Here is a 26,294-nt window from a genome sequence, read left to right on the forward strand (position 1 = left end):
CTAGACCAGGCCGGCGAAGCCCATGAAGGCCAGGCCGAGCAGGCTGGCGGTGATGAAACCGATCGGCGCGCCGGCGAACGTCTCGGGCACCTGGGCGAGGGCCAGACGCTCGCGCAGGCCGGCGAACAGCAACAGGACCAGGGTGAAGCCGAGCGCCGAGCCGAAGCCGTACAGCAGGCTGGGCAGGAAGGCGTGGCCTTCCTGGACGTTGAGCAGGGCGACGCCGAGCACGGCGCAGTTGGTGGTGATCAGGGGCAGGTAGATGCCCAGGACCTGATACAGGCCGGGGCTGACCTTGCGGATCACCATCTCGGTGAACTGCACGGTGGCGGCGATGACCAGGATGAAGGCCAGGATGCGCAGGTACTGGATGCCGAGCGGGGCGAGCAGCCAATGCTCGAGCAGCCAGCCGGCGCCGGTCGCGAGGGTGAGCACGAAGGTCGTGGCCATGCCCATGCCGAGGGCGCTGTCCATCTTCTTGGACACCCCCATGAACGGGCACAACCCGAGGAACTTCGCCAGTACGACGTTGTTCACCAGGGCGGTCGAGATCAGTATCAACAGGTATTCAGTCACGGCAATAAGGCCTCCTGTCCGGCCCCTCGCATTAACCATGCCAGCGTCGGATGGCGGCGTCCGGCCCGGATTTTCAAGGCTTTGCATGCCCATGCACCAATTAGGGGCATTGTCGCCTTGTCGTGGTACTTCCACATGCCGCGTGCCTGTAGGAAAAACGACAAGAAAAGCGCCAAAGCCGGCCGCAAAGGCACTCCCGACAAGCGGCATGTTAGTTGCTAGTATTCTCCCCAGACGCAACACATCCCGAATGAACCGCTTCATGAACGAATCCAGCCGTAGCCAACCGGAAGAGGGCGCCGAGCCGTCGATCCCGTTGGAGATATTCCGCGAGGTGGTCGAACAGGCCGCCCTGGCGATCTCCATCACCGACGCCCATGCGCACATCCTCTATTGCAATCCCGCCTTCCAGCGCGTGACGGGTTACAGCACCGCCGAGATCGTCGGCCGCAACGAGTCCGTGCTGTCCTACAAGGTCACCCCCAAGCTCGTCTACGAGAGCCTGTGGGCGCAGATCCTGCGCCAGCGCGCCTGGAACGGCCTGCTGGTGAACCGGCGCAAGGATGGCAGCCGCTACCTGGCCGAACTGACCATCACGCCGGTCGTGGGCGACAGTGGCAAGACCAGCCATTACCTGGGCATGCACCGCGACGTCACCGAGGTGCACCGGCTGGAACGCCAGGTCCAGAACCAGAAGGCGATGATCGAATCCGTGGTCGATGCCGCGCCGGTGGCCATCGTCATGCTCGACGAGCGCGAGCGCGTCGTCCTCGACAACCAGGAATACAAGAAGCTGATCGGCGAGCTCGGCCAGGAGCCGGCCGCCACCCTGCTGGGCGCCCTGCATGCCGACCTGGGCGAGGAGTTCGAACAGGGCCGCCTGACCGGGCGCGGCTTCACGGGCCGCGAGGTGCGCCATGTCGGGCGCAGCCGCAAGGCCCGCTGGTTCGCCTGTTCCGGTTCCTGGATCGAGGAACAGGACGGTAGCGCCGATGCCTTCTACGAGCCCGTCCGGCATCAGTATCTGCTCCTGGTGATTCAGGACATCACGGCCTTAAAGGAGCAGCAGGAGGCCATCCGGGTCAATGCCCTGCGTGCCGTCCTGGCCGAGCAGGAGCGCATCCAGGCCCTGCGCGAGACGCTGTTCGGGGCCATCTACCAACTTCAGGCGCCCTTCAACATGCTCGCCGCCGCGGTCCGCATGCTGGAACGCCAGCCGGGCGGCAGCGTCGCCGACAGTCTTTCCGCCAGCCTGGCCGAGGCCCTGGACAAGGGCAACGCCACCCTCGACACCCTGCGCGCCTGCATCCCCAGCCAGTCGGACGAGAACATCACGCCGGTGGACCTGAACGCCATGCTCAAGGACCTGTTGCGCCTGTTCACGCCGCGCCTGCTGGCCGACGGCATCACGGTGGAATGGCAGCCGGCCGGCCTGCCGCTGGTTTCCGGCCGTCCGACCCGCCTGGCGACCTTGTTCAAGGCCCTGCTGGAGAACGCCATCGAGGCCATCCACGACAACCGCGGCGGCCGCCGCGAGTTGAAGGTGTCGACCGCCACCAAGCCGGACTGGGTCGAGGTGGTGATCGAGGACAGCGGCCCGGGCATCCCGGAGGAATGGCGCTACAAGGTGTTCGAGCCCTTCTTCACCACCAAGGGGGCCGACCGCCAGCACATCGGCATGGGCCTGTGCTCCGCCCAGGACGTGCTCACCAGCCACGGCGGCCTGATCGAACTGGCCGACGCGCCGGCCGGCGGCTGCCGCGCCCGCGTCCAACTCCCGACGACATAGGACGGCGCGCCATGGACATATACAGCCGCGATACCGGCCTGCGCCGCCGAAACGAACAACTGGAAGCGCAACTGGACACCCTGTTCCAGGTCAGCCAGGTGCTGTCCCGCTCGCTCGACCTCAAGGAGACCCTGGCCGGCGTGCTGAGCGCCCTGCATGAAGGCGGCGGCCTGGAGCGGGGCATGGTCACCCTGGCCGACCCGGAGACCGGCGACCAGCAGGTGGTCGCCGTGCACGGCCTGCGCACCGTGCGCACCGAGGACATCCGCTACGGGCCCGGCGAGGGCGTCATCGGCATGGTCATGGAGGCCGGCGACTGCGTGGTGCTGTCGCGCATCACCGAGGAACCGCGCTTCACCGGCAAGCTGGGCATCTATGACAGCGAGGGGCCCTTCATCGGGGTACCGATCCGGGTCGCCCAGACCATTGCCGGGGTCCTCGCGGCGCAGCCGTCGCGCGACGAGCGCAGCCAGCTCAAGGCGCACGCCCGCTTCCTGGAGATGGTCGCCAACGTCATCGGCCAGAGCGTGCGCCTGTCGCGCGAGGTCGAGCGCGAACGCCAGGAGCTCAAGGAGGAGCGCGACACCCTGCGCCGCACGGTGCGTGCCCAGTACGGCTTCGACAACATCATCGGCCACACCCAGCCGATGCGCCGGGTGTTCGAGCAGGTGCGCCAGGTCTCGAAGTGGAACACCACCGTGCTGATCCGGGGCGAGACCGGGACCGGCAAGGAACTCATCGCCAACGCCATCCACTACAACTCGCCGCGCGCCCGCGGCGCCTTCGTCAAGCTCAACTGTGCCTCGCTGCCCGAAAACCTGCTCGAGTCGGAACTGTTCGGCCACGAGAAGGGGGCCTTCACGGGCGCCATGACCCAGAAGAAGGGCCGCTTCGAGCAGGCCGACGGCGGCACCCTGTTCCTGGACGAGATCGGCGAGGTGTCGGCGGCCTTCCAGGCCAAGCTGCTGCGCGTCCTCCAGGAGGGCGAGCTGGAACGCGTCGGCGGCACCCGCACCATCAAGGTCGACGTGCGGGTCGTCGCGGCCACCCACCGCGATCTGGAAACCGACGTCGCCAACGGCAAGTTCCGCGAGGACCTCTACTACCGCCTCAACGTCATGCCCATCTACCTGCCCGCCCTGCGCGACCGCATGGAGGACATCCCGGACATCGCCCGTTTCCTGATCGGCAAGATCGGCGGCCAGCAGGCCCGCGAACTGGACCTGACCGACTCGGCCCTGCGCGTGCTCATGCACCACGACTGGCCCGGCAACGTGCGCGAGCTGGAGAACTGCCTGGAACGCGCGGCGGTGATGAGCGAGGACGGCACCATCGACCGCGACTCGGTGCTCCTCACCGGCATCGAGGAGCGGGTCTCCGGCGGCCGTGGGCCGGCCCGCGAGATCGACCTCGACGACCCCGGCCTGGACGAGCGCGAGCGGGTCATCGCCGCCCTCGAGCAGGCCGGCTGGGTGCAGGCCAAGGCGGCGCGCCTGCTCAACATGACGCCGCGCCAGATCGCCTATCGCATCCAGACCCTGAACATCAAGGTGAAGCAGATATGAGCGCCGGCCCGGACTGCCGCTACTTCCTTAGCTATGCCGGGGTCGGCCTGCCGTTCAAGCTGATCACGCCGCTGGGCGAGGACCAGGTGGCCAACCGGAACACCTACATCAAGGGTTACTTCGACACGGGCGGCAGCCTGCTCGGCTTCGACAAGCTGGTCTACGGCGAGGTCGAACTGGCCCACCGCTACGAATACGCCGCCGACGGCCGGCTGCGGCGGGCCGAGATCATCGACATCGACGGCGAATCGACCGTCCTCGAATACCCGGCTGGCTGAGGGATTGCCGGGATAGGCCCGCCATCGACCTTTCGGTATGATTCGGCGATGGCGGCTGAAACGCAGATTCCCGACGCAATTCGTGCCCACTTCGAGATCCACGAGTGGAAGCATGCCTGCGCCATACTGGCGACGGACTTTCCTGAAGAGTGGAATGATTTGCTCAGCCTCCTCGCATCCTTCCGGTTATGCCGAAGTTGGATCGTCAATCCGGGCGGCAACAAGTCAGGGGTGGCCAAATTCGTCGACGAGTTTCTTGGCGCACGTGGCTGGCGAGAGAAGCGTTTCGACACCCGGGTCCAAGTCGACCGGGCCGTCATGGCGTCGCCCACTCATGATGTCGACTGCTACAAGAACAAGGTTGCCTTGGAAGTGGAATGGAACAACAAGGATCCGTTCTACGATCGTGACCTGAACAATTTCCGGCTGCTGTTCGACCTCCGGGCGATCAGCGTCGGGATCATCTTCACGCGCTGCGACGAATTGCAGGACATCTTCAATCGGCTCGGCCGAGGGACCTCATACGGGGCTTCGACGACGCACATGAGCAAGTTGTTGCCGCGCATAGAAGGCGGCGGCGGGGCCGGGTGTCCGCTGTTGGTCATCGGAATCACAGAGAAGGTTTACGATGAGTGCTGCTGACGATTTCCGAGCCAGCATAAACGGCCGTTTCGGCACCATACTCGCTGACCCGCCGTGGCAGTTCCAGAACCGGACCGGCAAGATGGCGCCCGAACACAAGCGTCTGAACCGTTACGGCACACTCACGCTGTCGGACATCAAGTCCATTCCCGTCGATACGGTCGCCGCCGACCCGGCGCACCTATACCTCTGGGTACCGAACGCGTTGTTGCCCGAGGGACTGGACGTCATGCGGGCATGGGGGTTCGAATACAAGTCCAATCTCGTGTGGCACAAAGTCCGTAAGGACGGCGGTCCGGATGGCCGTGGCGTTGGTTTTTACTTCCGGAACACTACCGAGCTCGTCTTGTTCGGAACGCGTGGCAAGAACGCGAGGACGCTGGCGCCGGGGCGGCGGCAGGTCAATATCATCAGGAGCATGAAGCGCGAGCATTCGCGCAAGCCGGACGAACTGTACGACATCATCGAGGCGTGCAGCCCCGGCCCGTACCTGGAGCTTTTCGCGCGGGGAACCAAGCCCGGGTGGGTGGCATGGGGAAACCAGGCCGAGGAGTATCAGCCGAACTGGCCAACCTATTCCAACCATAGCCAGGCCACCTTGTTCGAGCCGCCCGGCCCAGAGTATTCCTGCCCGACCGAGGAATGCGCCCGAGAGGGCCGCTGAGCCGGCCGCAACCGCGGTCCTAGTCGCGGAAGAAGCAGTAGTTGTTGCGCCCGGCCTCCTTGGCCGAGTACATCGCCATGTCCGCCTTCTTCATCAATTCCTGGACGTCGTCGGTGCCGTCGACCGGATAGACGGCGATCCCGATGCTCGTCGTGATGCGGACCGTCTGGTCCTGGATCGGGAAGGCCTCGTGGAAGGTGGCGATGATCTTCTCGGCGATCAATTCGGCGTCGTGCGGGTGGGCGATCTCGGCCAGCAGCACGACGAACTCGTCGCCGCCCGGGCGCGCCACGGTGTCGCCGGCCCGTACGCAGCCGGTCAGGCGCTTGGCGACCTGGCGCAGGAGTTCGTCGCCGGCGTCGTGGCCGAGGCTGTCGTTGACCTGCTTGAAGCGGTCCAGGTCCAGGAACATCACCGCGAGGGCGCGCTGGAAGCGCCGGGCCTGGGCGATGGCGTGGCTGAAACGGTCGAGCAACAGGCGCCGGTTGGGCAGGTTGGTCAGGGTGTCGTAATAGGCCAGCTGGCGGATCTGCAACTCGGACTGCTTGCGCTCCGTGATGTCGCGGAAGAAGGTCACCAGGACGCCGCCCTGGATGTCCAGGTAGGTGGTGCTCACCTCGACGTCGATGACGCTGCCGTCGCGGCGCCGGTGCCGGGTCTCGAACAGGGCATGGCCGCGCCGACGGACCTCGTGGTTGCGCTGCAGCGCCTCGACCGGCGAACTGTCCGCCTCGATGTCGGCCAGATGCATGCGCAACATCTCCTGCCGGCTGTAGCCGAGCATGGCGCAGCCGGCGTCGTTGGTGTCGAGCAGGCGGCCGTCGAGGTCGATCATCAGATAGCCGTCGGTGGCGGTCTGCAGGATGGTCTTGTACTCGAGTTCGGCGCGCCGGCGTTCGCTCAGGTCCTGGAACACCACCACGGCACCGACGATTCCGCCTTCGCGCAACATCGGCGTGATCACCAGTTGCACCGGGAAGAACTCGCCCTTGTGCAGGAAGGCCTCCTCGCTCTTGCGCCGGCGCCCGTCGACCAGGGTCTGATGGACCGGGCATTCCTGGCGCGGATAGGCGGAGCCGTCGGGGTGGCGGTCGTGGAACAGCTCGTGCGGGTCGCAGCCGTGCACGTCCGCTTCGTCGAGGCCCAGCATGGCCAGGGCGGCGGGGTTGATGAACATGCATTTGCCTTGGTTGTCGACCCCGTAGACGCCCTCGCCGAGGCTGGACAGGAGCAGGTCGCTGCGCTCGGCCAGCATGGCGGCCTCGTTCATCGAGCGCCGCATCAGGTCCTCGGAGCGCTGCAGGCGGCGGCCGCTGATCAACAGGCCGGCCAGGCCGAGCGAACCGAACAGCAGGTGGCCGAAGAGCAGCGACTCATGCTGCCTGCGGGCGATCTCCAGGTAGGGCGCGAAGGGTACCGTCACGCTGATGCCGCCGCGCACGTCGCCGACCCGGTAGCCCTGGGCGGCATGGCACTTCAGGCAGGGCGCCTCCGTCTCCAGCGGCCGCATGTAGCGCAGGTAGGGCCGGCCGGACATGGTTTCCAGCGAGCACACCTCGCGGGCACCGGTCTCGAAGCGGAGCAGGGCGCGCTTCTCCCAGGCATCCGGGGCGTTTTCCGGGCGCAGCGGCTTGAGGCTGGTGATATGGCCGCGCACGGCGTAGCGCTCGGCCGCGAGTTCGTGCACCTGGCGGGTCATGTAGGCCGGGTTGATCAGGGTCAGCCGGCGTCCGCTGGTGGTCACCAGGTCGCGGTCGCCCAGGAAGGCCAGGTAGGGGTTCGGCGGGGTGCCGGCGCTCGGGGTGACGTAGATGCCGCCCTGGCGCGCCGCCCAGAGCCGGTAAACCAGGTCCTTCTCGTAATGGGAGCGCGCCTCCGCCTCGGCCAGGGCGCGGACGGTGCTGTCGACCTGCTGCCAGTTCCAGATCAGCGAGGTCGCCAGGGCGCCCAGCCAGAGCAGGATCAGCAGATAGATGAGACGCAGTTTCATGGTCGCCGGTCAACAGTGGGGAAGACGTCCGCAATTCCGGACCGCGTGCGGTGCAGGGAGGCGACGATGCTACAAATTATAGAGGCTGCGCCGGGCCGCGCCACGGGCGCCGGGCGTCAGCAGGAAAGCACCAGCCAGGCCGCCAGGCCGCCCTCCGGACGGTTGCCCAGCTCGACACGCCAGCCGTTCGCCTGGGCCAGCTGGCGCACGATGGCCAGGCCCAGCCCGGTGCCGCCGGTCTGGCTGCTGCGCGAGCCCTCGACCCGGTGGAAGGGCCGGAAGACCGCCTCCAACTGGTCGACCGGAATGCCCGGGCCGTGGTCGAGGACGCCGATCCGGCAGGTTTGCCCTTCGGCCAGCGCGCGTATCTCGACCCGGCCGCCGCCGTAGCGGCGCGCGTTGTCGAGCAGGTTGCCGAGCACCCGGCGCAGGGCGGCCGGTGCCGCCAGCGGATGGAGCGGCTCGGCCTCGACCTCGACCTGGACGCCGGCGCTGCGCAGGTGCCCGGCGAGTTCGTCCAGGAGCGCCGCCAGGTCGATCGGCACGGCCGCTTCGCTGCCCAGGCCGCGCGCCAGGTCGAGCAGCTCGCCGACCAGGCGGTCCATCTCGCCGATGTCGGTGTCGAGGCGCGCGATCCAGGCCGGATCGGGCCGCCGCTGCAGCATCTCGAGGGCCAGGCGCATGCGGGCCAGGGGGGTGCGCAGGTCGTGCGACAGGCCGGCGAGCAGGGTGGTGCGGGCCTCCAGGAGGTCGCGCACTTGGCGCGCCAGCTCGTTGAAGCGGCGCGCCAGGGCGGCCAGCTCGCGCGGTCCGGTCTCGGGCAGCAGGTCGGGCGCCTGGCCCTGGCCGAGCACCGCCGCGGCGGCGTCGAAGCGCTTGAGCGGCGCCACCGTCCGGCGCGCCAGCCACCAGGCCGCCAGGACCGCCAGGAACAGGGCGGCGGCCAGGGTGAAGAGGGCGGCGGCGAGCGGCTGCGAGCCGACCCGGCCGTGCGAGAAGCCGACCCACAGGGTACCGCCGCCGCTCGGCAGGGCGGCCCAGTGCCAGAGTTCGCCGTCCATGCGCATCGTGAGCAGGGGCACGGGGCGGCCGGCGCGCTGGTCCAGGCTGGCGGCGAGCTGGTCGAGATAGGGGGTCGGCCAGGTGGTCACCGGTTCCCCGCGCGGCGTCCCGGTCGCCACCGTCAGGTGGTGGCTCCGGGCCAGCTCGCGCATGAAGGCCGGCCGAGTCCCGGGCGGCAACTCGCTCCAGGTCTGCGCCGACAGGACCAGCAGGCCGGCCAGGTCGCTGGCGGCCCGGCGCGCCATGGGCATCATGAGCAGGGAGACGACGGCGACGGCGGCCAGGAGTTCGAAGAGGAGGAACACCAGGGCCAGGCGCCAGGCGTTCTGGTGGATCAGGCTGAAACCCGGCCGGCCGGCCCGTTCAGGCATGGCCGCCGCGCGGGTTGAACAGGTAGCCCTCGCCGCGCACGGTGCGGATGTACACGGGGTTGCCCGGGTCCGGCTCGATCTTGCGGCGCAGCCGGGCGACCCTCAGGTCGACCGTGCGGTCGTAGGGATCGCGCTCGTAGCCCTTGAGCAGGTCGAGCAGGACGTCGCGGTCGAGGACCCGGTTGGGGCGCGCCGCGAACACCTTGAGGAGGTCGAACTCGGCGCTCGACAGGCCGACGTCGAGGTCGTCGCGGAGCAGGCGGCGGGCGGCCAGGTCGAGCCGGTAGGGCCCGAAGCGGAGGCTGTCGGCCGGCGCGGCCGGGCCGGCCTGGGCGCGCCGCAGCAGGGCGCGCAGGCGGGCGAGCAGTTCGCGCGGGCTGAACGGCTTGGCCAGGTAGTCGTCGCCGCCCACCTCCAGGCCGACCACGCGGTCGATCTCCTCGCCGCGCGCCGAGAGCATCAGGATGGGCAGGTTGGCGCAGTCGTCCTGGCGCGCCCGCAGCTCGCGGGTCAGGGCCAGGCCGTCGGCGCCCGGCAGCATGAGGTCGAGCACGATGGCGTCGGGCCGGGCGCGCTCGATGGCACGGCGCATCTCCTCGCCGTCGGCGGCGAGGTCGACGGCGAAGCCGGTGTCGCCAAGGTAGGCGTGCAGCAACTCCCGCAGTGCGGGATCGTCGTCCACGACCAGGATGCGCTCGGGGGTGTCCATGACACCAGTGTAACGGACCCGGCGCGTCGGCACGGCGCCTGATACCGTCCGATACAAAGCGATACCGGCCGCTACCCGGGCGACATGGCGGCGCTGAACGGGTCTGCCAGGATGACGGTGTCTGGAGGCCGCTACCGGCCAGGAGAAACGCATGTCACCCCGTCGTCGTCCGTTGCTGCCCGTCGTCCTGTGCCTGGCCCTGTGTGGGGCCGGCGCGGCCGCTGCGCAGGCGGGCGAGACGCGCGACGGCGCCCCCAGGCGTGCCCTCAACCTGAACCTGAGCCCGGAGGACCGGCATTCGGGGACGGCGGCGCCGGCCGCGGCCGAGCTGCCCGACCTGGGCGGCCCGGCGGCCGCGCCGGCCGATCGCCGGGCCGGCGACGACCTGCCCTACGGGGCCGGCTACGAAGCCAGGCAACAGCGTTGGGGCGGGGGCACGAGCGGGGCGGGCCGGCACGGCTCCGGACGCGGTCGTTGAATCATCCAATCAAGCAAGGAGCAAATCATGAAGCGAAGTACAGCATGGGGTATCACCCTGATATCGGCCGCCTTCCTGGCCCTGGCGGCCGATGCCCAGGCCCGTGGCGGCGGCGGCGGCGGCGGCGGTGGTGGCGGTGGCATGGGCGGGGGCCACGGCTACGGCCAGATGTCCGGCAGCCAGTCCGGCACCATGACCCAGGACCAGACCCAGAGCCAGGACCAGGTCCGCGCCGAAGAGCGCCTGATGACCCAGGAGCGCCAGCGCCTGCAGGACGGCAGCGGCAGCATGACGCAGACCCAGACCACCACCCGGACGCGTCAGCAGACCTCGCGCTGAGGCGGCGGCCGGCCTGGCCCGGGGCCAAGCCATGCCGGCTTTGTAACCTTCACAACAACTCGGCCGCGCCGGCCTGTGCCGTTCCTGACAGCCGGGTCGCGAGCCGGCCGAGTCGTCTTTTTATAAACAATGGCTTAGACGCGTAGCGCCGCCGGGCACGGGGCTTGCACTGTGGGATACGTCTCCCCAAGGAGGAAATCCCGTGCAACTGCCCGTACTCAACTCCGAATCCAGCGGCGCCGCCAAGAGCGGCTGCTCGTCCCATTCCTGCGGTTCCACCGACGACCAGTTGGGCCATCTGCCGGAGCACATCCGCCAGAAGGTCCACAACCACCCCTGCTATTCCGAGCAGGCCCACCACTACTTCGCCCGCATGCACGTGGCCGTCGCCCCGGCCTGCAACATCCAGTGCAACTATTGCAACCGCAAGTACGACTGCGCCAACGAGTCCCGCCCGGGCGTGGTGTCGGAAGTGTTGAGCCCGGACCAGGCGGTCAAGAAGGTGATGGCCGTCGCCGCCACCATCCCGCAGATGACGGTACTGGGCATCGCCGGCCCCGGGGACCCGCTCGCCAACCCCGAGCGCACCTTCGACACCTTCCGCCAGCTGTCCGAGAAGGCGCCCGACATCAAGCTGTGCGTGTCGACCAACGGCCTGACCCTGCCCGACTGCGTCGAGGAGCTGGCCAAGCACAACATCGACCACGTCACCATCACCATCAACTGCGTCGACCCCGACGTGGGTGCCAAGATCTATCCGTGGATCTTCTGGAACAACCGCCGCATCCGCGGCCGTGAAGCCGCCGAGATCCTCATCGCCCAGCAGCAGAAGGGCCTGGAGATGCTGGCCGAGCGCGGCATCCTGGTGAAGGTCAACTCGGTGATGATCCCGGGCGTCAACGACGAACATTTGGCCGAGGTCTCCAGGATCGTCAAGGCCAAGGGCGCCTTCCTGCACAACGTCATGCCCCTGATTGCCGAGGCCGAGCACGGCACCTACTACGGCGTCATGGGCCAGCGCGGTCCGACCCACGAGGAGCTGCAGAAGCTGCAGGACCAGTGCGCCGGCGACATGAACATGATGCGCCACTGCCGCCAGTGCCGTGCCGACGCGGTCGGCCTCCTGGGCGAGGATCGCGGCCAGGAGTTCACCCTGGACAAGATCGAGGCCATGGACATCGACTACGAGGCCGCCATGGTCAAGCGCGCCGAGGTGCATGCCCAGATCGCCCGCGAGCTGGAGATCAAGCAGGCGGCCAAGGACGCCAAGCAGCAACTGGTCGCCATCGAGGGCCTGAAGGCCAAGGGCCCGGCCACCCGGCCGGTCCTGATGGCGGTCGCCACCAAGGGCGGCGGCGTCATCAACGAGCACTTCGGCCATGCCGGCGAGTTCCTGGTCTACGAGGCCTCGTCGGAAGGCGTGCGCTTCATCGGCCACCGCAAGACCACGCCGTACTGCGAAGGCGGCGACACCTGCGGCGACGGCGAGAGCGCCCTCGACCAGAGCCTGCGCGTCCTGCAGGGCTGCGAGGTGGTCCTGTGCTCGAAGATCGGCTACGAGCCCTGGGGTCCGCTGGAAGCCGCCGGCATCACGCCCAACGGCGAGCACGCCATGGAAGCCATCGAGGATGCGGTCGCGGCGGTCTACGAGGAGATGCGTAGCGCCGGCAAGCTGGCCGAGTCCGCCGCCGTCCAGAAAGCCGCCTGAGGAGAAAAGTCATGGCCTTTGAAATCATCGAGTCCTGCGTCAACTGTTACGCCTGCGAGCCCCTGTGTCCCAACCAGGCCATCTATGCCGCCAGTCCGCACTTCCTGATCGCGGCGGAGAAATGCACCGAGTGCATCGGCGACTACATGGATGCCCAGTGCGCGAGCATCTGCCCGATCGAGGGCGCCATCATCGACGAGATGGGGGTGGCGCTGAACGCCCCGGGCTCCCTCACCGGCATCCCGCCGGAACTGTTGGCCAAGATCGACCAGCAGGGAACTGCCGCCGTACTCTGAGCATGGCTACGGTCGTCTTTTACGAGAAGCCCGGCTGCGTCAACAACACCAAGCAGAAGGTGTTGCTGGCCGCGGCCGGCCACACGGTGTGGGCGCGCAACCTGCTCACCGAGCGCTGGACCGCCGCGCGCCTGCGGCCGTTCTTCGGCGACCTGCCGGTGGCCGAGTGGTTCAACCTGTCGGCGCCGCGCATCCGCGACGGCCTGCTCGACTATGAACGGGTCACCGAGACCGAGGCCCTGGTGCTGATGCTGGCCGATCCCCTGCTGATCCGCCGGCCGCTCATCGAGGTGGCGGGCGAGTGCCGGGTCGGCTTCGACCCGGTCGCCGTGGACGCCTGGATCGGGCTCGGCGCGAGCAAGGTCGGCGAGGACCTGGAGAGCTGCCCGCGCACGCACGCGGCGGAACCCTGCAAGGTCACGTCATGAGCGCGATCGAGCTCGCGCCCGGCGTACATTGGATCGGTGCGCTCGATCCGGACCTGCGCGAGTTCGACATCATCCTCAAGACCGCCAACGGCACCACCTACAACGCCTATTGCGTGCGCGGTTCCGAGGGCGTGGCGGTGATCGACACGGTGAAGGAGAACCGTGCCGAGGACTTCTTCGCCCGCCTCGAGGCGGTGACGGCCTACGACGAGATCAAGGTCATCGTCCTCAACCACCTCGAGCCCGACCACACCGGTGCCCTGCCCGAGCTCATGCGGCGCGCCCCCCAGGCCCGCCTGTACATCTCGATCAAGGCCCAGATCATGCTCAAGGGCCTGCTCAAGAGCGACGAGCTCGCCTACACGCCGGTCAACACGGGCGACAGCGTCTCGCTCGGCGACCGCACCCTGCGCTTCCTGCATACGCCCTTCCTGCACTGGCCCGATACCCAGTGCACCTGGCTGGAGGAGGCCGGCATCCTGTTCTCGGGCGACGTCTTCGGTTGCCACTACTGCGACCCGCGCCTGTTCAACGACAAGGTGGGCGACTTCCGCTTCTCGTTCGAGTACTACTACCAGCACATCATGCGGCCGTTCCGCGAGCACGTGCTGGACGCCCTGGAACTGATCGAGCCGCTCGCGCCCGGACTGATCGCGCCGGCGCACGGTCCGATCCTGCGCGACGCGCCGGCCCGCTACGTGCACCGCTACCGTCAGCTGGCGGTGCCGCAGCTGCAGAACGAGGCCGGCGACCACGCCAAGACCCTGGTGATCTTCTACCTGTCCTCGTACGGCAACACGGCGCGCATGGCCCAGGCGGTGCGCGACGGCGCCGAGGAGGTCGACGGCGTCCGGGTCTCGGTGTACGACCTCCAGGGCGGCGAAGTCGGACCCTTCGTCGACCTCGTCGAGGGCGCCGACGGCATCGTGTTCGGTTCGCCCACCATCAACGGCGACGCCGTCAAGCCGGTCTGGGACCTGCTCTCCTCACTGACCATGGTCAACGTGCGCGACAAGTTCGGTGCCGCGTTCGGCTCCTACGGCTGGAGCGGCGAGGCGGTCTCCATGCTGGAGGACCGTATGCGCGGGCTGAAGATGCGGGTGCCGGTCAAGGGCGTACGGGTCAAGCTGATTCCCACCGACGACGAGCTGACGCTCTGTCGCGCATTCGGACGCGACCTGGCCCTGAACCTGACCGGCCAGGTCGTCCGCAAGGTTATCACCATGGAAGAACTGAACAGGAGCCAAGCCCATGCCTAAGGCCAACGTCACATTCGAAGACATCGGCGTCACCGTCACGGTGCCGGCCGGTACCCGGCTGATCGAGATATCCGAGAAGGTCGGGGCCGGCATCACCTACGGCTGCCGGGAAGGCGAATGCGCCACCTGCATGATGAGGATCGTCTCGGGCATGGAGAACATGTCCGAACGGTCGGTCCTGGAGGACAAGGTCCTGCAGGAGAACATGGCCGGCCGCCAGCACCGGCTCGCCTGCCAGGCCCAGGTCCTCGGCGGCGAGGTGGTGGTGCGGCCAGGCTGACACAGAAATCGAGAAGACCAACAAGGCAATTCGAGAGAACGGAAGTAAGAACCGGTGCAACAGCAAATCCTAGGAGCCTAGCAACATGCCCAACATCACCTTTTCCAGTCCCCTGCACAAGGACAAGACTGTCTACGCCGTGGCCGGCAGCCACACCAAGACCGTCCTGACCCTGGCCAAGGAAAACCACATCCCGATCGACTTCTCCTGCCAGGACGGCGAATGCGGTACCTGCCTGGTGAAGGTCACCAACCTGTCCCGCAAGGGTCCCATGGGCGGTCCCCTGACCGACCGCGAGATCACCGTCCTCAAGGACCTGGGCAAGATCACCCAGGCCGAGATCGACGCCATGGCCGTGGACGACAACGTCCACACCTCCTGGCGCCTGGCCTGCCAGATGGTCTTGCGCGACGAGGACATCCTGGTCGAGTATCCCAGCAAGTAACGACCCGGCGCCGATCGCCCCCCGGTCCTGATCCCACCCCGAGCATGGACGCGGGGGCGATGGCGGCGCGCCGACGAGCCCTTGGAGGATCGTGAACCGCACTGCCACGCAACCCGATACGCCAGCCGCCGATCGTGATCTCTACGGTCGGCTCATGGCGCACGCCTGCGGGCATGCCAACGACGATCTGTTCGCCAAGATGCTGGCCAGCCAGGCGGCCGGCCAGGGCGCCCTGCCGCCCGGGCTCGGACTCCGGGCGGAGGCCTTCGGCGCCCTGCTGGCGCGCCACTTCCCCGGCTTCGGCCCGCTCGGCGTCGCCGCCGGTGCCGAACTCGACCCGGTACGGGCATCGGAGCGCAGCGACCTGGTCGGGCTCATGCTCGAAGGCCGGGCCGGCAGCGACCCCTCCGAGGTCTGGCTGGCCGAGATCGTCGCCGCCGCCTGCATGGCCGGCGACCACCTGTGGCAGGACCTCGGCCTGTGGTCGCGCAAGGACCTGTCGCGCCTGATGGCGGACAACTTCCCCCACCTGGCGGCGCTGAACGACCGCGACATGAAGTGGAAGAAGTTCCTCTACCGGCAGATCTGCGACCGCGAAGGCATCCCGGTCTGCCCGGCGCCGTCCTGCCAGTCATGCACGGACTACGCCAAGTGTTTCGAGAGCAAGGAATGATGGCGGCGCCGGCGCGCCCGGCGCCTGCCCGCCCGCCGTCCGTGGCCGAGCGCGCGGTGGCCGCCTACTTGGGCATGGCGGTCGGCGACGCCCTGGGTGCCACGGTCGAATTCATGACCCCGCGCGAGATCGCGGCCCAGTACCGCGTGCACGACCAGATCCGCGGCGGCGGCTGGCTCAACCTGCGCGCCGGCCAGGTCACCGACGACACCACCATGGCCCTGGCTTTGGGCGGGGCCATCCTCGGCCACGGCCGCGTCCTCGCGCAACCGGTCGCCGAGGCCTTCGACGCCTGGATGCGGGCCAAGCCGGTCGATATCGGCAACACCGTCCGGCGCGGCCTGCTGCACTTCCGCAAGAACGGCGCCGTCGAGGTACCGGTCAGCCAGCACGATGCCGGCAACGGTGCCGCCATGCGCGTCCTGCCGGTCGCCCTGGCGACCCTGGGCGAGCCCGAGGAGGTGGTCCGCCTGGCCTGCCGGACCCAGGCCCACATCACCCACAACAACCCGCTGTCGGACGCGGCGACCGAGTGCCTGGCGCTCATGGTCCGGGATGCCCTGGCCGGTGCCGACAAGGTGCGCCTGCTGCACGAGCGCGCCCACCCGCTGGCCCGCCTGCACCCCGAGTTCACCTTCCGGGCCGTGCGCCAGCAGGCCAATCCGAGCGGCTACGTCGGCGACACCCTGGTGGCCGTGTTCCAGGCCTTCTTCGATACCGACGATTTCGAGTTCTGCCTGATCGACGTGGTCAACCGGGGTGGCGATGCCGACACCACCGGTGCCATCGCGGGCATGCTGGCCGGGGCGGTGTACGGCCCCGAGGCGATTCCGCCGCGCTGGCTGGATGCCCTCGACCCGGGCGTGCGGCGCGCCTGCGCGGAGCAGGCGGCCGCCCTGGTCAGGCTGACCTGATCAGACCGTCCGGCGCCGGAACGGCAGCGTCTGGGCCAGCCCGGAGGCGGCCGGACGGGCCTCGGCGGCACCCGGTTCGATGACGTCGTGGCGGTCGAGCTGGGACAGGGTGACGATCAGGCCGGCGGTGGCCAGGAGCAGGAACAGCGGCCCGAACAGCCAGAACACCAGCGGGATGGCGAACAGGAAGGCGCGCATGCCCAAGGCCATCATGTTGCCGGCCTGGATCAGGCGGTCGGCGACGTTGTCGGGCGACAGGCCGGCGTGGGCATCCTGGTCGCTGTGCGGGACGTTGATCATGAACAGGACGTGATTGGCGAGCCGGATGGCCATGGCGTAGCCGAAGAAGGCGACGATGAAGTCGGCCAGCAGCACCATCACCTTGACGATCCAGAGCCCGGGCGACGACGAGCCCAGGAAGCCGAGCACGTGCCAGCTGCGCGCGATGTTCTCGGCCTGCCCGGACAAGGTCAGGGTGCCCATGACCAGGAGCGAGGCGGTCGACGCCATCATGATGCCGACCATGATGAAGTTGCGCAGGGTCTGCACCGCCATGACGTCCTTGCCCGGTTGGGTCATGACCTGGCGCACCCAGAGGCGGCGTGCGTTGGCGTTGACGGCGTGGATGGAGCAGGCCGGGTTGCGCCGGGCGCGGCGGTGGAAGTTGAGGTAATAGCTGGCGACCAGGGCGACGCTGGTCGCCATGGCCAGGGTATCGGCGCTGAATTCCTTCAGCACGGCGAGATCGGGGAGCAGTTCGATCATGGTGTCACTCCGCGGCCGGGCCGTTACAGCGTCGCCGGAGCGTTCTGCTCCAGGCTCGCCAGGTTGTGCCATTTCGCCGCCTTGGCCGGGTTCGGGGCCAAGCCCAACTGGCCCGACCGGTAGGCCTCGGAGAGGTCCTGCATGGCGACCGGATTGCCGTGCCGTGCCGCCTGGCGCAGCCAGGCCACGGCCTGGACCGGATCGGCGTCGACGCCCCAGGCGCCGTTGCGGTAGCGCAGGGCCAGTTCGTATTGGGCGTCGCTGTCGCCGGAGCGGGCGCGCGCCAGGAGGGCATCGGCGCGCTGGCCGTCCATGTTCAGTTGGTCGAACAGGCGCGCCAGGTGCCCCCAGACGCCGGTCGCGTCGGCGTCGGCCTCGGCCGGCGCGGCGGGATCGCCGCCCAGCGCCCGGCGGGCATCCTGGTCGCCGGCGGCACTGGCCTTCTCCAGCCAGCGCAGGCCCGCGAAGCGTTCCTCGGCGCTGGCGCCGGGGGCGCTCAGGGCGAGCCCGAGACGGCTTTCCGCGTGGCGGTCGCCGGCCTCGGCGGCGCGCGTCCACCACTGCCGGGCGGCACCGGCGTCGGCGGCGACGCCGTCACCGGCGGCATAGGCGTCGCCCAGGCTGGCCGCCGCGTAGCTGTCGCCGGCCTCGGCGGCATGCGCCAGCCAGCCGGTCGCGGCCCGGTGGTCGACCGGCAGGCCGTAGCGGCCGTCCCGGTAGGCCAGCGCCAGCATCAGCTGGGCGCTCGGTTCGCCGGCGCGGGCCTGGTCGAGGAGTTGCGCGCGGTCGGCCGCCTCGGGCGCCGGATGCGGCACCGCGGCGAGCAGACCGACCAGGGCGGCACCGGCGGCCAGGATGGCCAGGGCCGGCTTGGCCCGGCGCCAGTCGGGCGCGCCGGCGGCGGCGCCGAGGGCAAAGGCCCCGGAGGGCAGCGGGTAATTGCTAAGAGCGGAAGAATGACGCATGGTTGGACCCCTGATGAGCGGAAGATGATGTTTTCAAGAGCCATTTAGCAAGCCCGGGGCCACCCCCTGGAATTTCATGAAAGCCTTATATATTCATGGCGTTATCACGATACCCGGAAGGCCGGCCCGGCGCCGGCGGCAACGCGTCGCGTAGGAAGCTACGCGATGCGTAGCCTGCATCGCTGGTGGCAGGTCAACCGCCTGCAGCGCAAGGTCATGCTGGTGGTCCTGGTGATCATCGTGGTGCCCATGCTGGCGACCGGCGTGGCCACCGCCGCCTGGGTGATCAACCGGGTCGACGCCTCGATCGAGAACTGGCTGCGCGAATCGGCGCGCCTGAACCTGGACTGGTTGCACGGCCTGCACGACAACGCCCGCCTGTTCGCCGACCTGCTCGAGGAGGCCGGTCGCGAACCCTGGCCGCCGGCCCCGGGGCGCCCGCTGATCCCCGAGCGCCTGCGGCCGCTGGCCACCGAGCTGGGCATCGGCTTCGTCCAGGTCTACGGCCTGGATGGCCGGCGCCTGTACTCGTCGATGCCGGTCGACACCGCCTGGACACCGGAGGCCGGGCGCGACGAGGCGGTCATCCGGATCAACCGCGGCGACCACCGCCAGCTCGCCGCCGTGACCGTGGTGGTGCTGCCGCGCGGCGCTCCGGCGCGCTACCGGATGGTCCTCGGCACCCTGTTCGACAAGCCCCTGCTGCAGCGCCTGGGCGTGACCAGCGGCCTCAAGACCCGGCTGTTCTACCCGCGCGGCGAGGACTTCGCCAAGGCCTTCGCCGAGGAGGAGAGCGTCCCGCTCAACCTGCGCCTGCCGGCCGAGGCCTTCCAGCGTCTGCGCGACCGCCGGGAGTACTTCAGCCCCGAGGCCGAGGACGGCACCTACTGGGGCCTCTACACCCCCGTGCTGGACAGCAACGACCGGGTCGAGGCCATCCTGTTCAGCGGCCTGGCGCACAGCCGGGGCGACCAGATCCTGGCCGACCGCAGCACCCTGACCCTGGCCATCGCCATCCTGGGCAGCCTGTTGGCGGCCGGCATGGGCCTGCTCCTGAGCCGCCTGGTGATCAGGCCGGTCGAGAGCCTGCACGAAGGGGTGATGCGGGTCGCCGCCCAGGACTTCCGGGCCACCATCCCGGCCGCCGGCAACGACGAGCTGGCCGACCTGGCGCGCGCCTTCAACACCATGGCGGCCAGCCTGCGCGAGGCGCGCGACAGCCAGCAGCAGGAGTTCCGGCGCGACAAGATCACCGCCCTGGGCGAGCTTTCCCTGGCCATGGCGCACGAAATACGCAACCCGATCGGCGTCCTCAACACCGCCGCGCAGCTGCTCGACAAGGCCGCCGCCGACCCGGCCCGGCAGGCCGACCTGACCCGCATGATCCGCGAGGAGACGGCGCGCCTGAACGGCCTTCTGCGCGACTTCCAGCAACTGGCCCGGCATCGCAAGCCGCAGTTCCAGGCCATCGCCCCGGAACGTCCCCTGGAGGCCGCCCTGCGCCTGATGCTGGCCGGCCATCCCGAGGTCGAGCTGCGCCGCGAGTACGGCCACGGCGACGCCCTGATCCGGGCCGATCCGGAACTCCTCCAGCAGGCCTGGACCAACCTGGTCAACAACGCCCTGGAGGCGATCGGCGCCGCCCCGGCCCGCCTCACCCTGCGTTCCTGGCTGGACGGCGGCGCCCTCTACCTGGCCCTCGAGGACAACGGCCCCGGGGTGCCGGTGGAGCGCATCCCGCGCCTGTTCGAGCCCTTCTACACCTCCAAGGAGCACGGCAGCGGCCTCGGCCTGACCATCGCCGACACCCTGGTCGAGGCGAACGGCGGCCGCCTCCAGTACGCCCCCGGCCGCGCCGGCGGGGCCGCCTTCATGATGCGCTTCGCCAGCGCCCCGGGAGCCGAGTGATGCCGCACACCATCCTGATCGTCGAGGACGAGCGCAACATGCGCATGGTCATCCGCATGGCCCTGGAGGACGCCGGCCACCAGGTCATCGAGGCCGATTCGGCCGAGGCGGCGCTGGCCCGCCTGGACCGCCCGGACCTGGCCGTGGTCCTCACCGACCTCAAGCTGCCCGGCCTGCGCGGCGAGGAACTGGTGGCGGCGGTGCGCCGGGAACGCCCCGAGGTGCCGGTGATCGTGCTCACCGCGTTCGGCTCCATCCGGTCGGCCATCGAGTGCATCCAGGCCGGCGCCACCGACTACCTGACCAAGCCGTTCGAGGCCGAGGAACTCCTGCTCGCTATCCAGGGCGCCCTGCGCCTGTACGACCTGCTCCGGGAAAACCAGCGCCTGCATGCGGTGATGAGCGACGCCCGGCCGCGCCGGCGCCTGATCGGCGACGGTCCGGCCATGCGCCGGCTGCGCGAGGAGATCGCCCAGGTGGCGCCCTACCGCAGCAACGTCCTGATCACCGGCGAGAGCGGCACCGGCAAGGAGGCGGTGGCGCGCAGCATCCACGAGGACGGGCCGCGCGCGGCCGAGCCGTGGGTGGCCCTGAACTGCTCGGCCATCCCGCGCGACCTCATGGAGAGCGAACTGTTCGGCTACGTGCGCGGCGCCTTCACGGGGGCGGCCCAGAACCGCCTCGGCCGCCTCGAGCAGGCCAACGGCGGCACCCTGTTCCTGGACGAGATCGGCGACCTCGACCTGGCCCTGCAGGGCAAGCTGCTGCGCGTCCTCCAGGAGCGCGAGTTCTCGCCCCTGGGCAGCGATGCCGTGCGCCAGGTCGACGTGCGCGTGGTGGCGGCGACCAATCGCGACCTCCAGCAGCGGGTGCGCGAGGGTGCCTTCCGCGAGGACCTGTATTACCGCCTGGACGTCTACACCATCCGGGTGCCGCCCCTGCGCGACCGCCTGGAGGACGTGCCCGACCTGGCCGCCGCGTTCCTGGCCGAGTTGCGTGCCGAGATGGACAAGCCCGTGCTCGGCTTCGCGGCGCCGGCGTTGCTGGCGCTGACCCGCTACGCCTGGCCGGGCAACGTGCGCGAGCTGCGCAACGCGGTCGAACGCGCCCTGCTGTCGTGCCGGGGCGAGCGCATCGAGGTCGACGACCTGCCCGAACGGGTACGCGGCGAGACCGGCGCGGCCCCGGTCAACGTGGCCGCCGGCCCGGGCGCCGAGGGCCTGGATGCCTGGCTGGAGGAGAGCGAGCGGCGTGCCATCGTCGCCGCCCTGGCCGCCAGTGCCGGCGTCCAGGCCCACGCCGCGCGCTGGCTCGGCATCAGCGAGCGCAGCCTGTGGCACCGCATCAAGAAGCTCGACATCAAGGTCGAGCGCACGGTGCGCGAGTGACCGGGCGCGCGACCGTTGTCCTTCACCCCTTGCTGAACGGGTGCTTCCGATCCTGAGCGGACCGGGCCGGATCTACGAGAACACCTCTCCGAACAACAGCGACCAGGCACTTCCATAGGCGATCTGGTGTTGGGCTTCTCTCGGCAACCTGGCCAGGAAGTCGCGATGTTTCCGGTCGTAGTCGTCGATCTGACGCATGCGGTCGCCGCCAAGGTCGAGCGCGGACAGGAAACGCTCGGGGTAGGTGACGAACAGGTTCAGCCAGTCCGCTCGCAAACCGCCGGAACTGTCCCAAACCCGGGCATGGTGTTGCATCGACAACGGATACACGGAGCCGGCGTCGCCGAACGCGGTATCGAAGTACAGGTTGGGAAATCGCTTGATCAGTCCTTCGACGTAGGCGGGTGTATAGGTGGCCGCCCGTTCGGCGTACCTGACCTGGGCGATGTGGCACCAGATCACCCGGGCCGCAGGGTACTGGGCGAGCATGTGCTCGAGGGGCGCGAGCAGGCGGTCTTCCACCTCGTAATGGATCTGGAACGGGATGCCCAGTCGTTCGGCCAGGGCGAACAACTTGTGGCCCGTCGGGCCGTCGATGGCGATGTCGACGTCGCGGTCGAGTTCGCCCCGCTTGACCTGCCGTGGCGACGGGTAATGCCGCATCTCGTACTCGCCGAGCAGCAGCAACGGCTCCTTCAGCGCTGCCGTCCCATTCGCCGCCAGGACTTCATCGGCCGCTTCGGTAGTAAACGGAGGTTGTCCGCCGTTGCCGACCGGGATGAAGCGGTCCGGGTAGCGGGCGAGCAGGCGCGCGGACAGGTCGTCGTAGCGCAAACCTTCCCCGAACTGCCTCTCCGTCGGGTCGGCCGAGAGGGCCATCAGACCGATGTTCAGCTCGTCCAGCTTGCGGGCGACCGCGTCGATGTCGACCTTGGTCGGGTTGCATGAGCTTTCGATGTCGATATAGGGCAGGGTGCCCGAGGCGAGCAGGCGTTTTAGGCGCGCGGCGTAGCCGGATTTGAGGCCGATGACTTTCTCATCCGCCTGCGCGAAGCCCCGGACTGCCCAGCCGGCCACGGGAAGCAGCAGGGCCAGGCGGATCAGGTGGCGTCGTCGGATGTCCAAGGCTCATCCCCTCGTTGCTCAATTAGGTTGCGGAAGGGATTCTGCTCCGATTTGCGGTTCAGGGGTTTGCTCGGCCAATGTCCCCTTTCAGGCCGGTGCAAAGGCCGGAATCGCCTCATGGCCGACACTCGAGCCAACGCGGAGACGCGGGATAGTCACTCGATGTGCGCAGAGTCCCGGCATTGTTCGGGCGGAGACTCTCCGGCAATCACTTGCCGCCTCGTCTGATCCCGTGCCCGAACGTCCTCTGCGAGGTCTTGCTCCGGGACCATCGTCCGAGATTTACGCCATATTTCCAGGTCGTAAGCCGGGCTGCGGCCGGTGTCCTGAATCCATACCCAACGCTTGTCACAAGAGTAGGAAGCGAACGGCATATAGCTATGCCCGCCCTCGACGCGAAAATTCAGTGTTCTGTATGTGGACTCGAGTCGGCAAACGGCCCGGATAGTTGAGAACAAACAGGATTCCACCCTGATCAGGAGGGTGGCCGAATGTGGTCCCGGCGACACTTCGACGGGCGGACCTTCATGGCCGATCTTGACGTTGTCCACTTCGGTAACCAGGAGCTGATTACTCAAGGGGGCGTCCTGCCAATACGTCCAAATCAGAGCGGTTTCGTCCGACGTGACTGATTCATTGCCTGCGAGCCGGATAATCGGCGTGTCATTCACGCATCCACCAAGAATCAGCGCAAGAGACAGTACGGGAACAACTGGTTTCATCCCACTGAGCATTGCCGTGCCCCCGGAGGACAGGTCTCAATGCTGTACGTATAGCCTTTCTGCGGCCGGTTACAGCGGCCCGCGTGAGGTTCGGCACGGCCCTCCGCAGCCATGACCGTCGCCGGTCATCGCCATGCGCACGCAGGGCCGGGTGCCGAGGGCGTCGCCCGCCGGTTCAGTGCATTGCCGGGCTCAGAGCACCGGCAGGGCCATGCCGGTCTTGTTCTCGCGCGCGGCGCCCATGCGCTTGACGTGGGCGGCGAGCGCCGAGTCCATCGTAGCCAGGTGCAGGTCGAACCACTCTGCCAGGCCCTTCCTGACGTAGGCCCGGGCCAGCATCAGGCGGCCGCGCTGGACCGCGCGGTTCATCTGCACGAGGTCGCCGTAGACCCGGTGGTGTTCGCCCTCGTGCTCGCCCAGGGCCGGGAAGCGCGAGATGCGCATCAGCCGGCCTTCGCTGCTGAAGTGGTCGTGGGTGTGCTGGAGCAGCTTGCCGAACAGGGCCGCGAAGTCGGTGTCGTCGGCCTCGTTGAGCAGGTTGACCAGGGCGACGAACTCCTGATGCGTACGGTCCATGTCCTCGACGCCCAGGCTGTAGCGCTCAGGCTGCCACTCCATCATGCCGCCACCTTGAGCGGTTCGGTACCGGTCGCCGCGGCCAGGAAGTCGGCACAGTCGGCCGGGAGGAGTTCGAAGCCGAGCTTGTCCAGGAAGCGCTTTTCCTTGTCGGTGGCGTTCGGGATCAGGGCCCAGCCGCCGGCGTTGCCGAAGACGACGTCGGACAGCACCATGCGTTCGGTATCGCGAGTCAGGCGCATGCCCAGGAGCAGGTAGCGCTTGCCCTGGCGGGAGCGCTTCAGGAACGGCGGGATGGCGAAGCCGCCCATCAGCTCGGTGATGTAGTCGACGAAGTCGGCGTCCGAGGCGATGTAGTTGGATTCCGGCAGCGGCGTGCCGAGCGGCTTGAACAGCACCGGCAGGCTGACGTCCACGGCCTCCGGGTCGATCGCCCGGTAGGCGGCGCCGTCCCATTGGAACAGCTTGAAGCGGTAGCCGTTGGCGCTGATCCGGGCGATGCCGACGATCAGGGTGTGCGGGCTGGCGGCGTAGGCCTGCTGCAGCAGGGTGTCGCGGTTGACGTCGATGACGTAGGGCAGACCCTGGCCGGCCAGCCAGCCGTGCAGGGGCGACGCGGACCAGGCGGTGTCGCGGTAGGTGGCGTCGAGGAAGCGGGTCAGCGCCGAGCGGCCCTTCTTCAGTTCCACGTTCATGGCGGCACGGGGGAATTCGTACATCAGCTTGGGGGCCATCGGCTTGCCGCCGTTCATGGCCAGGATCAGGCTGTCGGAATCGGCCGGGATGGCGCGCCCGGCATCGTCGGCGACGCCGGCCAGGGCACCGGCGCCCAGGTAGGGGACTGCGCTGCCGTCGCGCAGGGCGGCCAGGATGGGTTCGAAGTTGACGGACATCGGGGTTTCTCCAGGCAAACAAACTCTCTATCCGCAAAAGCCGTGCCGACGGCAAAGTCGAGCAGGGGACAGGGTTTCCGCCGACAAAGCCATGTCGCAAACCCGACAACGACCGTTCCATTGGCGCAAAACGCAGCCGGGTTGGCCGCACAACCCCAGTCGTGGTGCGGGTTTCCGGCGTGGCCCGGATTTTGCGATGTGGATCTCGGTTATTCACGCTCCCAAGGGGAAACATTATGTTGTTGGACACTTACGAAAAGGCCGGTCTGCTCTTCAACGCCAACTTCAAGGAGGCGGCTGGCGCCGGCATGCAGGCCTATCGCGGCGATCTGGTGCTGGTCGAAGGCGCGATCGCCGATGCCGAAGGCCGCCGCAAGGCGCCCGAGGCGCTGCTCAAGGGCGCCGTGGCCCTGGCCGAGGGCGACAAGCTGAAGATGCTGGCCGGCTCCCTGGACGACCTGTCCGAAATCGAGACCCTGATCGGCAAGTACAAGGGCGACTTCGCCGCCGACGGCAAGTTCGTCTTCTACGTGGTCAACGTCGCCAAGCCGACCGTGGCCTCCGCCGACGGTGTCGAGTACCTGCTGATCCCGATGGTCGACGGCATGGTCTGGAACGAACTGGTCGACGAACTGGCCATGGAGAAGGGTGACTTCAAGGGCCAGGGCGCCGGCGAGAAGGTGGCCACCCTGTACGACACCCTGAAGAGCTACAAGCCGAAGTACGAGGCCATCAGCCTGGCCGACGCGATCGCCCGCAAGACCGACGCCAAGCGCGCGGACCGCGGCCCGGTCTAACCCTGGTCGGCAAGGTCGCCGCGGTCCAGGCGGTAGAAGGCGAACACCAGCCAGGCCGAGGCGACCACCAGGAATACCGGTCCGAACAGCCAGAACACCAGCGGCACGGCGAAGAAGAAGGTACGCAGGCCGACGGAGAACAGGCTGCCGGCCCGGTTCAGGCGCTGGCCGACGGCATGCGGCGACAGGCTCAGGTGGGCGCCGGTGTCCGGCACGTTGATCATGAACACCACCTGGTTGGCCAGGCGCACCGACATCGCGAAGGCGAAGAAGGCGACGATGAAGTCGATCAGCAGGCACAGCACCTTGATGATCCAGATCTCCGCCGAATGGCTGCTCACCAGGTTGAGCACGTGCCAGCTCTTGGCGATGTTCTCGGCCTGGCCGGACAGGGTCAGGGTGCCGATGATCAGCAGGGCGGCGGTGGAGGCCATCAGCGAGGCCCCCATGACGAAGTTGCGCAGGGTCTGCACGGCCATGACGTCCTTGCCGGGCGTGCTCATGGCGTGGATCACCCAGAGCGAGCGGGCCAGGTTGTTGAGGCCCTGGATGGTGTAGGTCGGGTCGCGGCGCAGGCGCCGGCCCAGATAGACGTAGTAGGCGGCGATCAGCGCAAGGCTGAACAGGAAGGCCGCGAGATCGTAGCCGAAGGTATACAGCCAGGACATAGCACCTCTCTGAACGTATCC

Annotated in this window: 28 protein-coding genes; 18 read left to right on the forward strand and 10 right to left on the reverse strand. The window is 68.4% G+C overall.

Annotation, left to right across the window (positions count from 1 at the left end):
- On the reverse strand, nt 1–576 hold the full coding sequence (gene rsxA / locus EZJ19_RS15260) for an electron transport complex subunit RsxA (RefSeq protein ID WP_131449118.1): 576 nt from the start codon (nt 574–576) through the stop codon (nt 1–3).
- A 262-nt stretch (nt 577–838) separates the two neighbouring features.
- Between rsxA and nifL the strand changes: the two genes are divergently transcribed.
- Genes nifL through EZJ19_RS15285 form a run of 5 tightly spaced genes read left to right on the forward strand, consistent with a single transcriptional unit; the run spans nt 839 to nt 5,514 of the window.
- Nucleotides 839–2,365: a nitrogen fixation negative regulator NifL gene (nifL, locus tag EZJ19_RS15265; RefSeq protein WP_240754801.1), complete on the forward strand. Its 1,527-nt coding sequence runs from the start codon at nt 839–841 to the stop codon at nt 2,363–2,365.
- Between the two features lie 11 nt (nt 2,366–2,376).
- A complete protein-coding gene (nifA, locus tag EZJ19_RS15270; RefSeq protein WP_131449122.1) occupies nt 2,377–3,930 on the forward strand; it encodes a nif-specific transcriptional activator NifA in 1,554 nt (517 codons plus the stop codon).
- Complete coding sequence (locus EZJ19_RS15275; RefSeq protein WP_131449124.1) at nt 3,927–4,208, forward strand: DUF6156 family protein; 282 nt, start codon at nt 3,927–3,929, stop codon at nt 4,206–4,208. The genes nifA and EZJ19_RS15275 overlap by 4 nt, the downstream gene beginning before the upstream one ends.
- 48 nt (nt 4,209–4,256) lie before the next feature.
- Nucleotides 4,257–4,850, forward strand: coding sequence for a BglII/BstYI family type II restriction endonuclease (locus tag EZJ19_RS15280; protein WP_131449126.1), 594 nt, complete (start codon nt 4,257–4,259; stop codon nt 4,848–4,850).
- Nucleotides 4,837–5,514, forward strand: a complete 678-nt coding sequence (locus EZJ19_RS15285; RefSeq protein WP_131449128.1) for an MT-A70 family methyltransferase — start codon at nt 4,837–4,839, stop codon at nt 5,512–5,514. Before EZJ19_RS15280 ends, EZJ19_RS15285 begins: the two co-directional genes overlap by 14 nt.
- A 19-nt stretch (nt 5,515–5,533) precedes the next feature.
- Here the strand turns inward: EZJ19_RS15285 and EZJ19_RS15290 are convergent, their stop codons facing one another.
- From EZJ19_RS15290 to EZJ19_RS15300, 3 genes are all read right to left on the reverse strand, one after another.
- Nucleotides 5,534–7,504, reverse strand: a complete 1,971-nt coding sequence (locus EZJ19_RS15290) for a diguanylate cyclase domain-containing protein (protein WP_131449130.1) — start codon at nt 7,502–7,504, stop codon at nt 5,534–5,536.
- A 116-nt stretch (nt 7,505–7,620) separates the two neighbouring features.
- Nucleotides 7,621–8,937, reverse strand: coding sequence for an ATP-binding protein (locus tag EZJ19_RS15295; protein ID WP_131449132.1), 1,317 nt, complete (start codon nt 8,935–8,937; stop codon nt 7,621–7,623).
- Entirely contained in the window at nt 8,930–9,646 is a 717-nt protein-coding gene (locus EZJ19_RS15300; protein ID WP_131449134.1) for a response regulator, read from the reverse strand. The genes EZJ19_RS15295 and EZJ19_RS15300 overlap by 8 nt, the downstream gene beginning before the upstream one ends.
- 151 nt (nt 9,647–9,797) lie before the next feature.
- Between EZJ19_RS15300 and EZJ19_RS15305 the strand changes: the two genes are divergently transcribed.
- The 10 genes from EZJ19_RS15305 (at nt 9,798) to draG (ending at nt 16,466) form a co-directional block, all read left to right on the forward strand.
- Entirely contained in the window at nt 9,798–10,124 is a 327-nt protein-coding gene (locus EZJ19_RS15305; RefSeq protein WP_131449136.1) for a hypothetical protein, read from the forward strand.
- A gap of 27 nt (nt 10,125–10,151) precedes the next feature.
- Nucleotides 10,152–10,463 (forward strand): hypothetical protein, encoded by a 312-nt coding sequence (locus tag EZJ19_RS15310; protein WP_131449138.1) that lies wholly within the window; start codon nt 10,152–10,154, stop codon nt 10,461–10,463.
- 202 nt (nt 10,464–10,665) lie between these two features.
- Entirely contained in the window at nt 10,666–12,171 is a 1,506-nt protein-coding gene (nifB, locus tag EZJ19_RS15315) for a nitrogenase cofactor biosynthesis protein NifB (RefSeq protein ID WP_131449140.1), read from the forward strand.
- 11 nt (nt 12,172–12,182) lie between these two features.
- Nucleotides 12,183–12,467, forward strand: coding sequence for a 4Fe-4S binding protein (locus tag EZJ19_RS15320; protein ID WP_131449142.1), 285 nt, complete (start codon nt 12,183–12,185; stop codon nt 12,465–12,467).
- 2 nt (nt 12,468–12,469) lie between these two features.
- Nucleotides 12,470–12,895, forward strand: coding sequence for an ArsC/Spx/MgsR family protein (locus EZJ19_RS15325; protein WP_131449144.1), 426 nt, complete (start codon nt 12,470–12,472; stop codon nt 12,893–12,895).
- Complete coding sequence (locus tag EZJ19_RS15330) at nt 12,892–14,154, forward strand: FprA family A-type flavoprotein (protein WP_131449146.1); 1,263 nt, start codon at nt 12,892–12,894, stop codon at nt 14,152–14,154. Before EZJ19_RS15325 ends, EZJ19_RS15330 begins: the two co-directional genes overlap by 4 nt.
- Nucleotides 14,147–14,434 (forward strand): 2Fe-2S iron-sulfur cluster-binding protein, encoded by a 288-nt coding sequence (locus EZJ19_RS15335; RefSeq protein WP_131449148.1) that lies wholly within the window; start codon nt 14,147–14,149, stop codon nt 14,432–14,434. Before EZJ19_RS15330 ends, EZJ19_RS15335 begins: the two co-directional genes overlap by 8 nt.
- 85 nt (nt 14,435–14,519) lie before the next feature.
- Entirely contained in the window at nt 14,520–14,879 is a 360-nt protein-coding gene (locus EZJ19_RS15340; protein WP_131449150.1) for a 2Fe-2S iron-sulfur cluster-binding protein, read from the forward strand.
- 154 nt (nt 14,880–15,033) lie between these two features.
- Entirely contained in the window at nt 15,034–15,552 is a 519-nt protein-coding gene (locus tag EZJ19_RS15345; RefSeq protein WP_131449232.1) for a nitrogen fixation protein NifQ, read from the forward strand.
- Complete coding sequence (gene draG / locus EZJ19_RS15350; protein WP_240754802.1) at nt 15,549–16,466, forward strand: ADP-ribosyl-[dinitrogen reductase] hydrolase; 918 nt, start codon at nt 15,549–15,551, stop codon at nt 16,464–16,466. Before EZJ19_RS15345 ends, draG begins: the two co-directional genes overlap by 4 nt.
- On the opposite strand, the gene EZJ19_RS15355 is transcribed toward draG, so the two are convergent.
- Complete coding sequence (locus EZJ19_RS15355) at nt 16,467–17,231, reverse strand: DUF599 domain-containing protein (protein ID WP_131449152.1); 765 nt, start codon at nt 17,229–17,231, stop codon at nt 16,467–16,469. It lies immediately after the preceding gene.
- 23 nt (nt 17,232–17,254) lie between these two features.
- The gene (locus tag EZJ19_RS15360; protein WP_131449154.1) at nt 17,255–18,196 is read right to left on the reverse strand and encodes a tetratricopeptide repeat protein; all 942 of its coding nucleotides are present in this window, start codon (nt 18,194–18,196) and stop codon (nt 17,255–17,257) included.
- A 165-nt stretch (nt 18,197–18,361) separates the two neighbouring features.
- Between EZJ19_RS15360 and EZJ19_RS15365 the strand changes: the two genes are divergently transcribed.
- Entirely contained in the window at nt 18,362–20,104 is a 1,743-nt protein-coding gene (locus tag EZJ19_RS15365; RefSeq protein WP_131449156.1) for a sensor histidine kinase, read from the forward strand.
- The gene (locus EZJ19_RS15370; RefSeq protein ID WP_131449158.1) at nt 20,104–21,492 is read left to right on the forward strand and encodes a sigma-54-dependent transcriptional regulator; all 1,389 of its coding nucleotides are present in this window, start codon (nt 20,104–20,106) and stop codon (nt 21,490–21,492) included. Before EZJ19_RS15365 ends, EZJ19_RS15370 begins: the two co-directional genes overlap by 1 nt.
- Nucleotides 21,493–21,564: 72 nt before the next feature.
- Here the strand turns inward: EZJ19_RS15370 and EZJ19_RS15375 are convergent, their stop codons facing one another.
- The 3 genes from EZJ19_RS15375 to EZJ19_RS15385 form a co-directional block, all read right to left on the reverse strand.
- Nucleotides 21,565–22,617 (reverse strand): amidohydrolase family protein, encoded by a 1,053-nt coding sequence (locus EZJ19_RS15375; RefSeq protein WP_131449160.1) that lies wholly within the window; start codon nt 22,615–22,617, stop codon nt 21,565–21,567.
- Nucleotides 22,618–23,531: 914 nt separating this feature from the next.
- Nucleotides 23,532–23,960, reverse strand: coding sequence for a bacteriohemerythrin (locus EZJ19_RS15380; RefSeq protein ID WP_206199453.1), 429 nt, complete (start codon nt 23,958–23,960; stop codon nt 23,532–23,534).
- Entirely contained in the window at nt 23,957–24,808 is an 852-nt protein-coding gene (locus EZJ19_RS15385) for an SIR2 family protein (RefSeq protein ID WP_131449162.1), read from the reverse strand. Before EZJ19_RS15385 ends, EZJ19_RS15380 begins: the two co-directional genes overlap by 4 nt.
- 242 nt (nt 24,809–25,050) lie before the next feature.
- Between EZJ19_RS15385 and EZJ19_RS15390 the strand changes: the two genes are divergently transcribed.
- Nucleotides 25,051–25,605 carry a hypothetical protein gene (locus tag EZJ19_RS15390; protein ID WP_206199454.1) on the forward strand — a complete coding sequence of 185 codons (555 nt, stop codon included), beginning with the start codon at nt 25,051–25,053 and terminating at the stop codon, nt 25,603–25,605.
- On the opposite strand, the gene EZJ19_RS15395 is transcribed toward EZJ19_RS15390, so the two are convergent.
- A complete protein-coding gene (locus EZJ19_RS15395; protein WP_131449166.1) occupies nt 25,602–26,273 on the reverse strand; it encodes a DUF599 domain-containing protein in 672 nt (223 codons plus the stop codon). The genes EZJ19_RS15390 and EZJ19_RS15395 overlap by 4 nt on opposite strands.
- Nucleotides 26,274–26,294 lie beyond the last annotated feature (21 nt).

The organism is Parasulfuritortus cantonensis, from assembly GCF_004337445.1.
In the GTDB taxonomy this organism is placed as follows: Bacteria; Pseudomonadota; Gammaproteobacteria; order Burkholderiales; family Thiobacillaceae; genus Parasulfuritortus; species Parasulfuritortus cantonensis.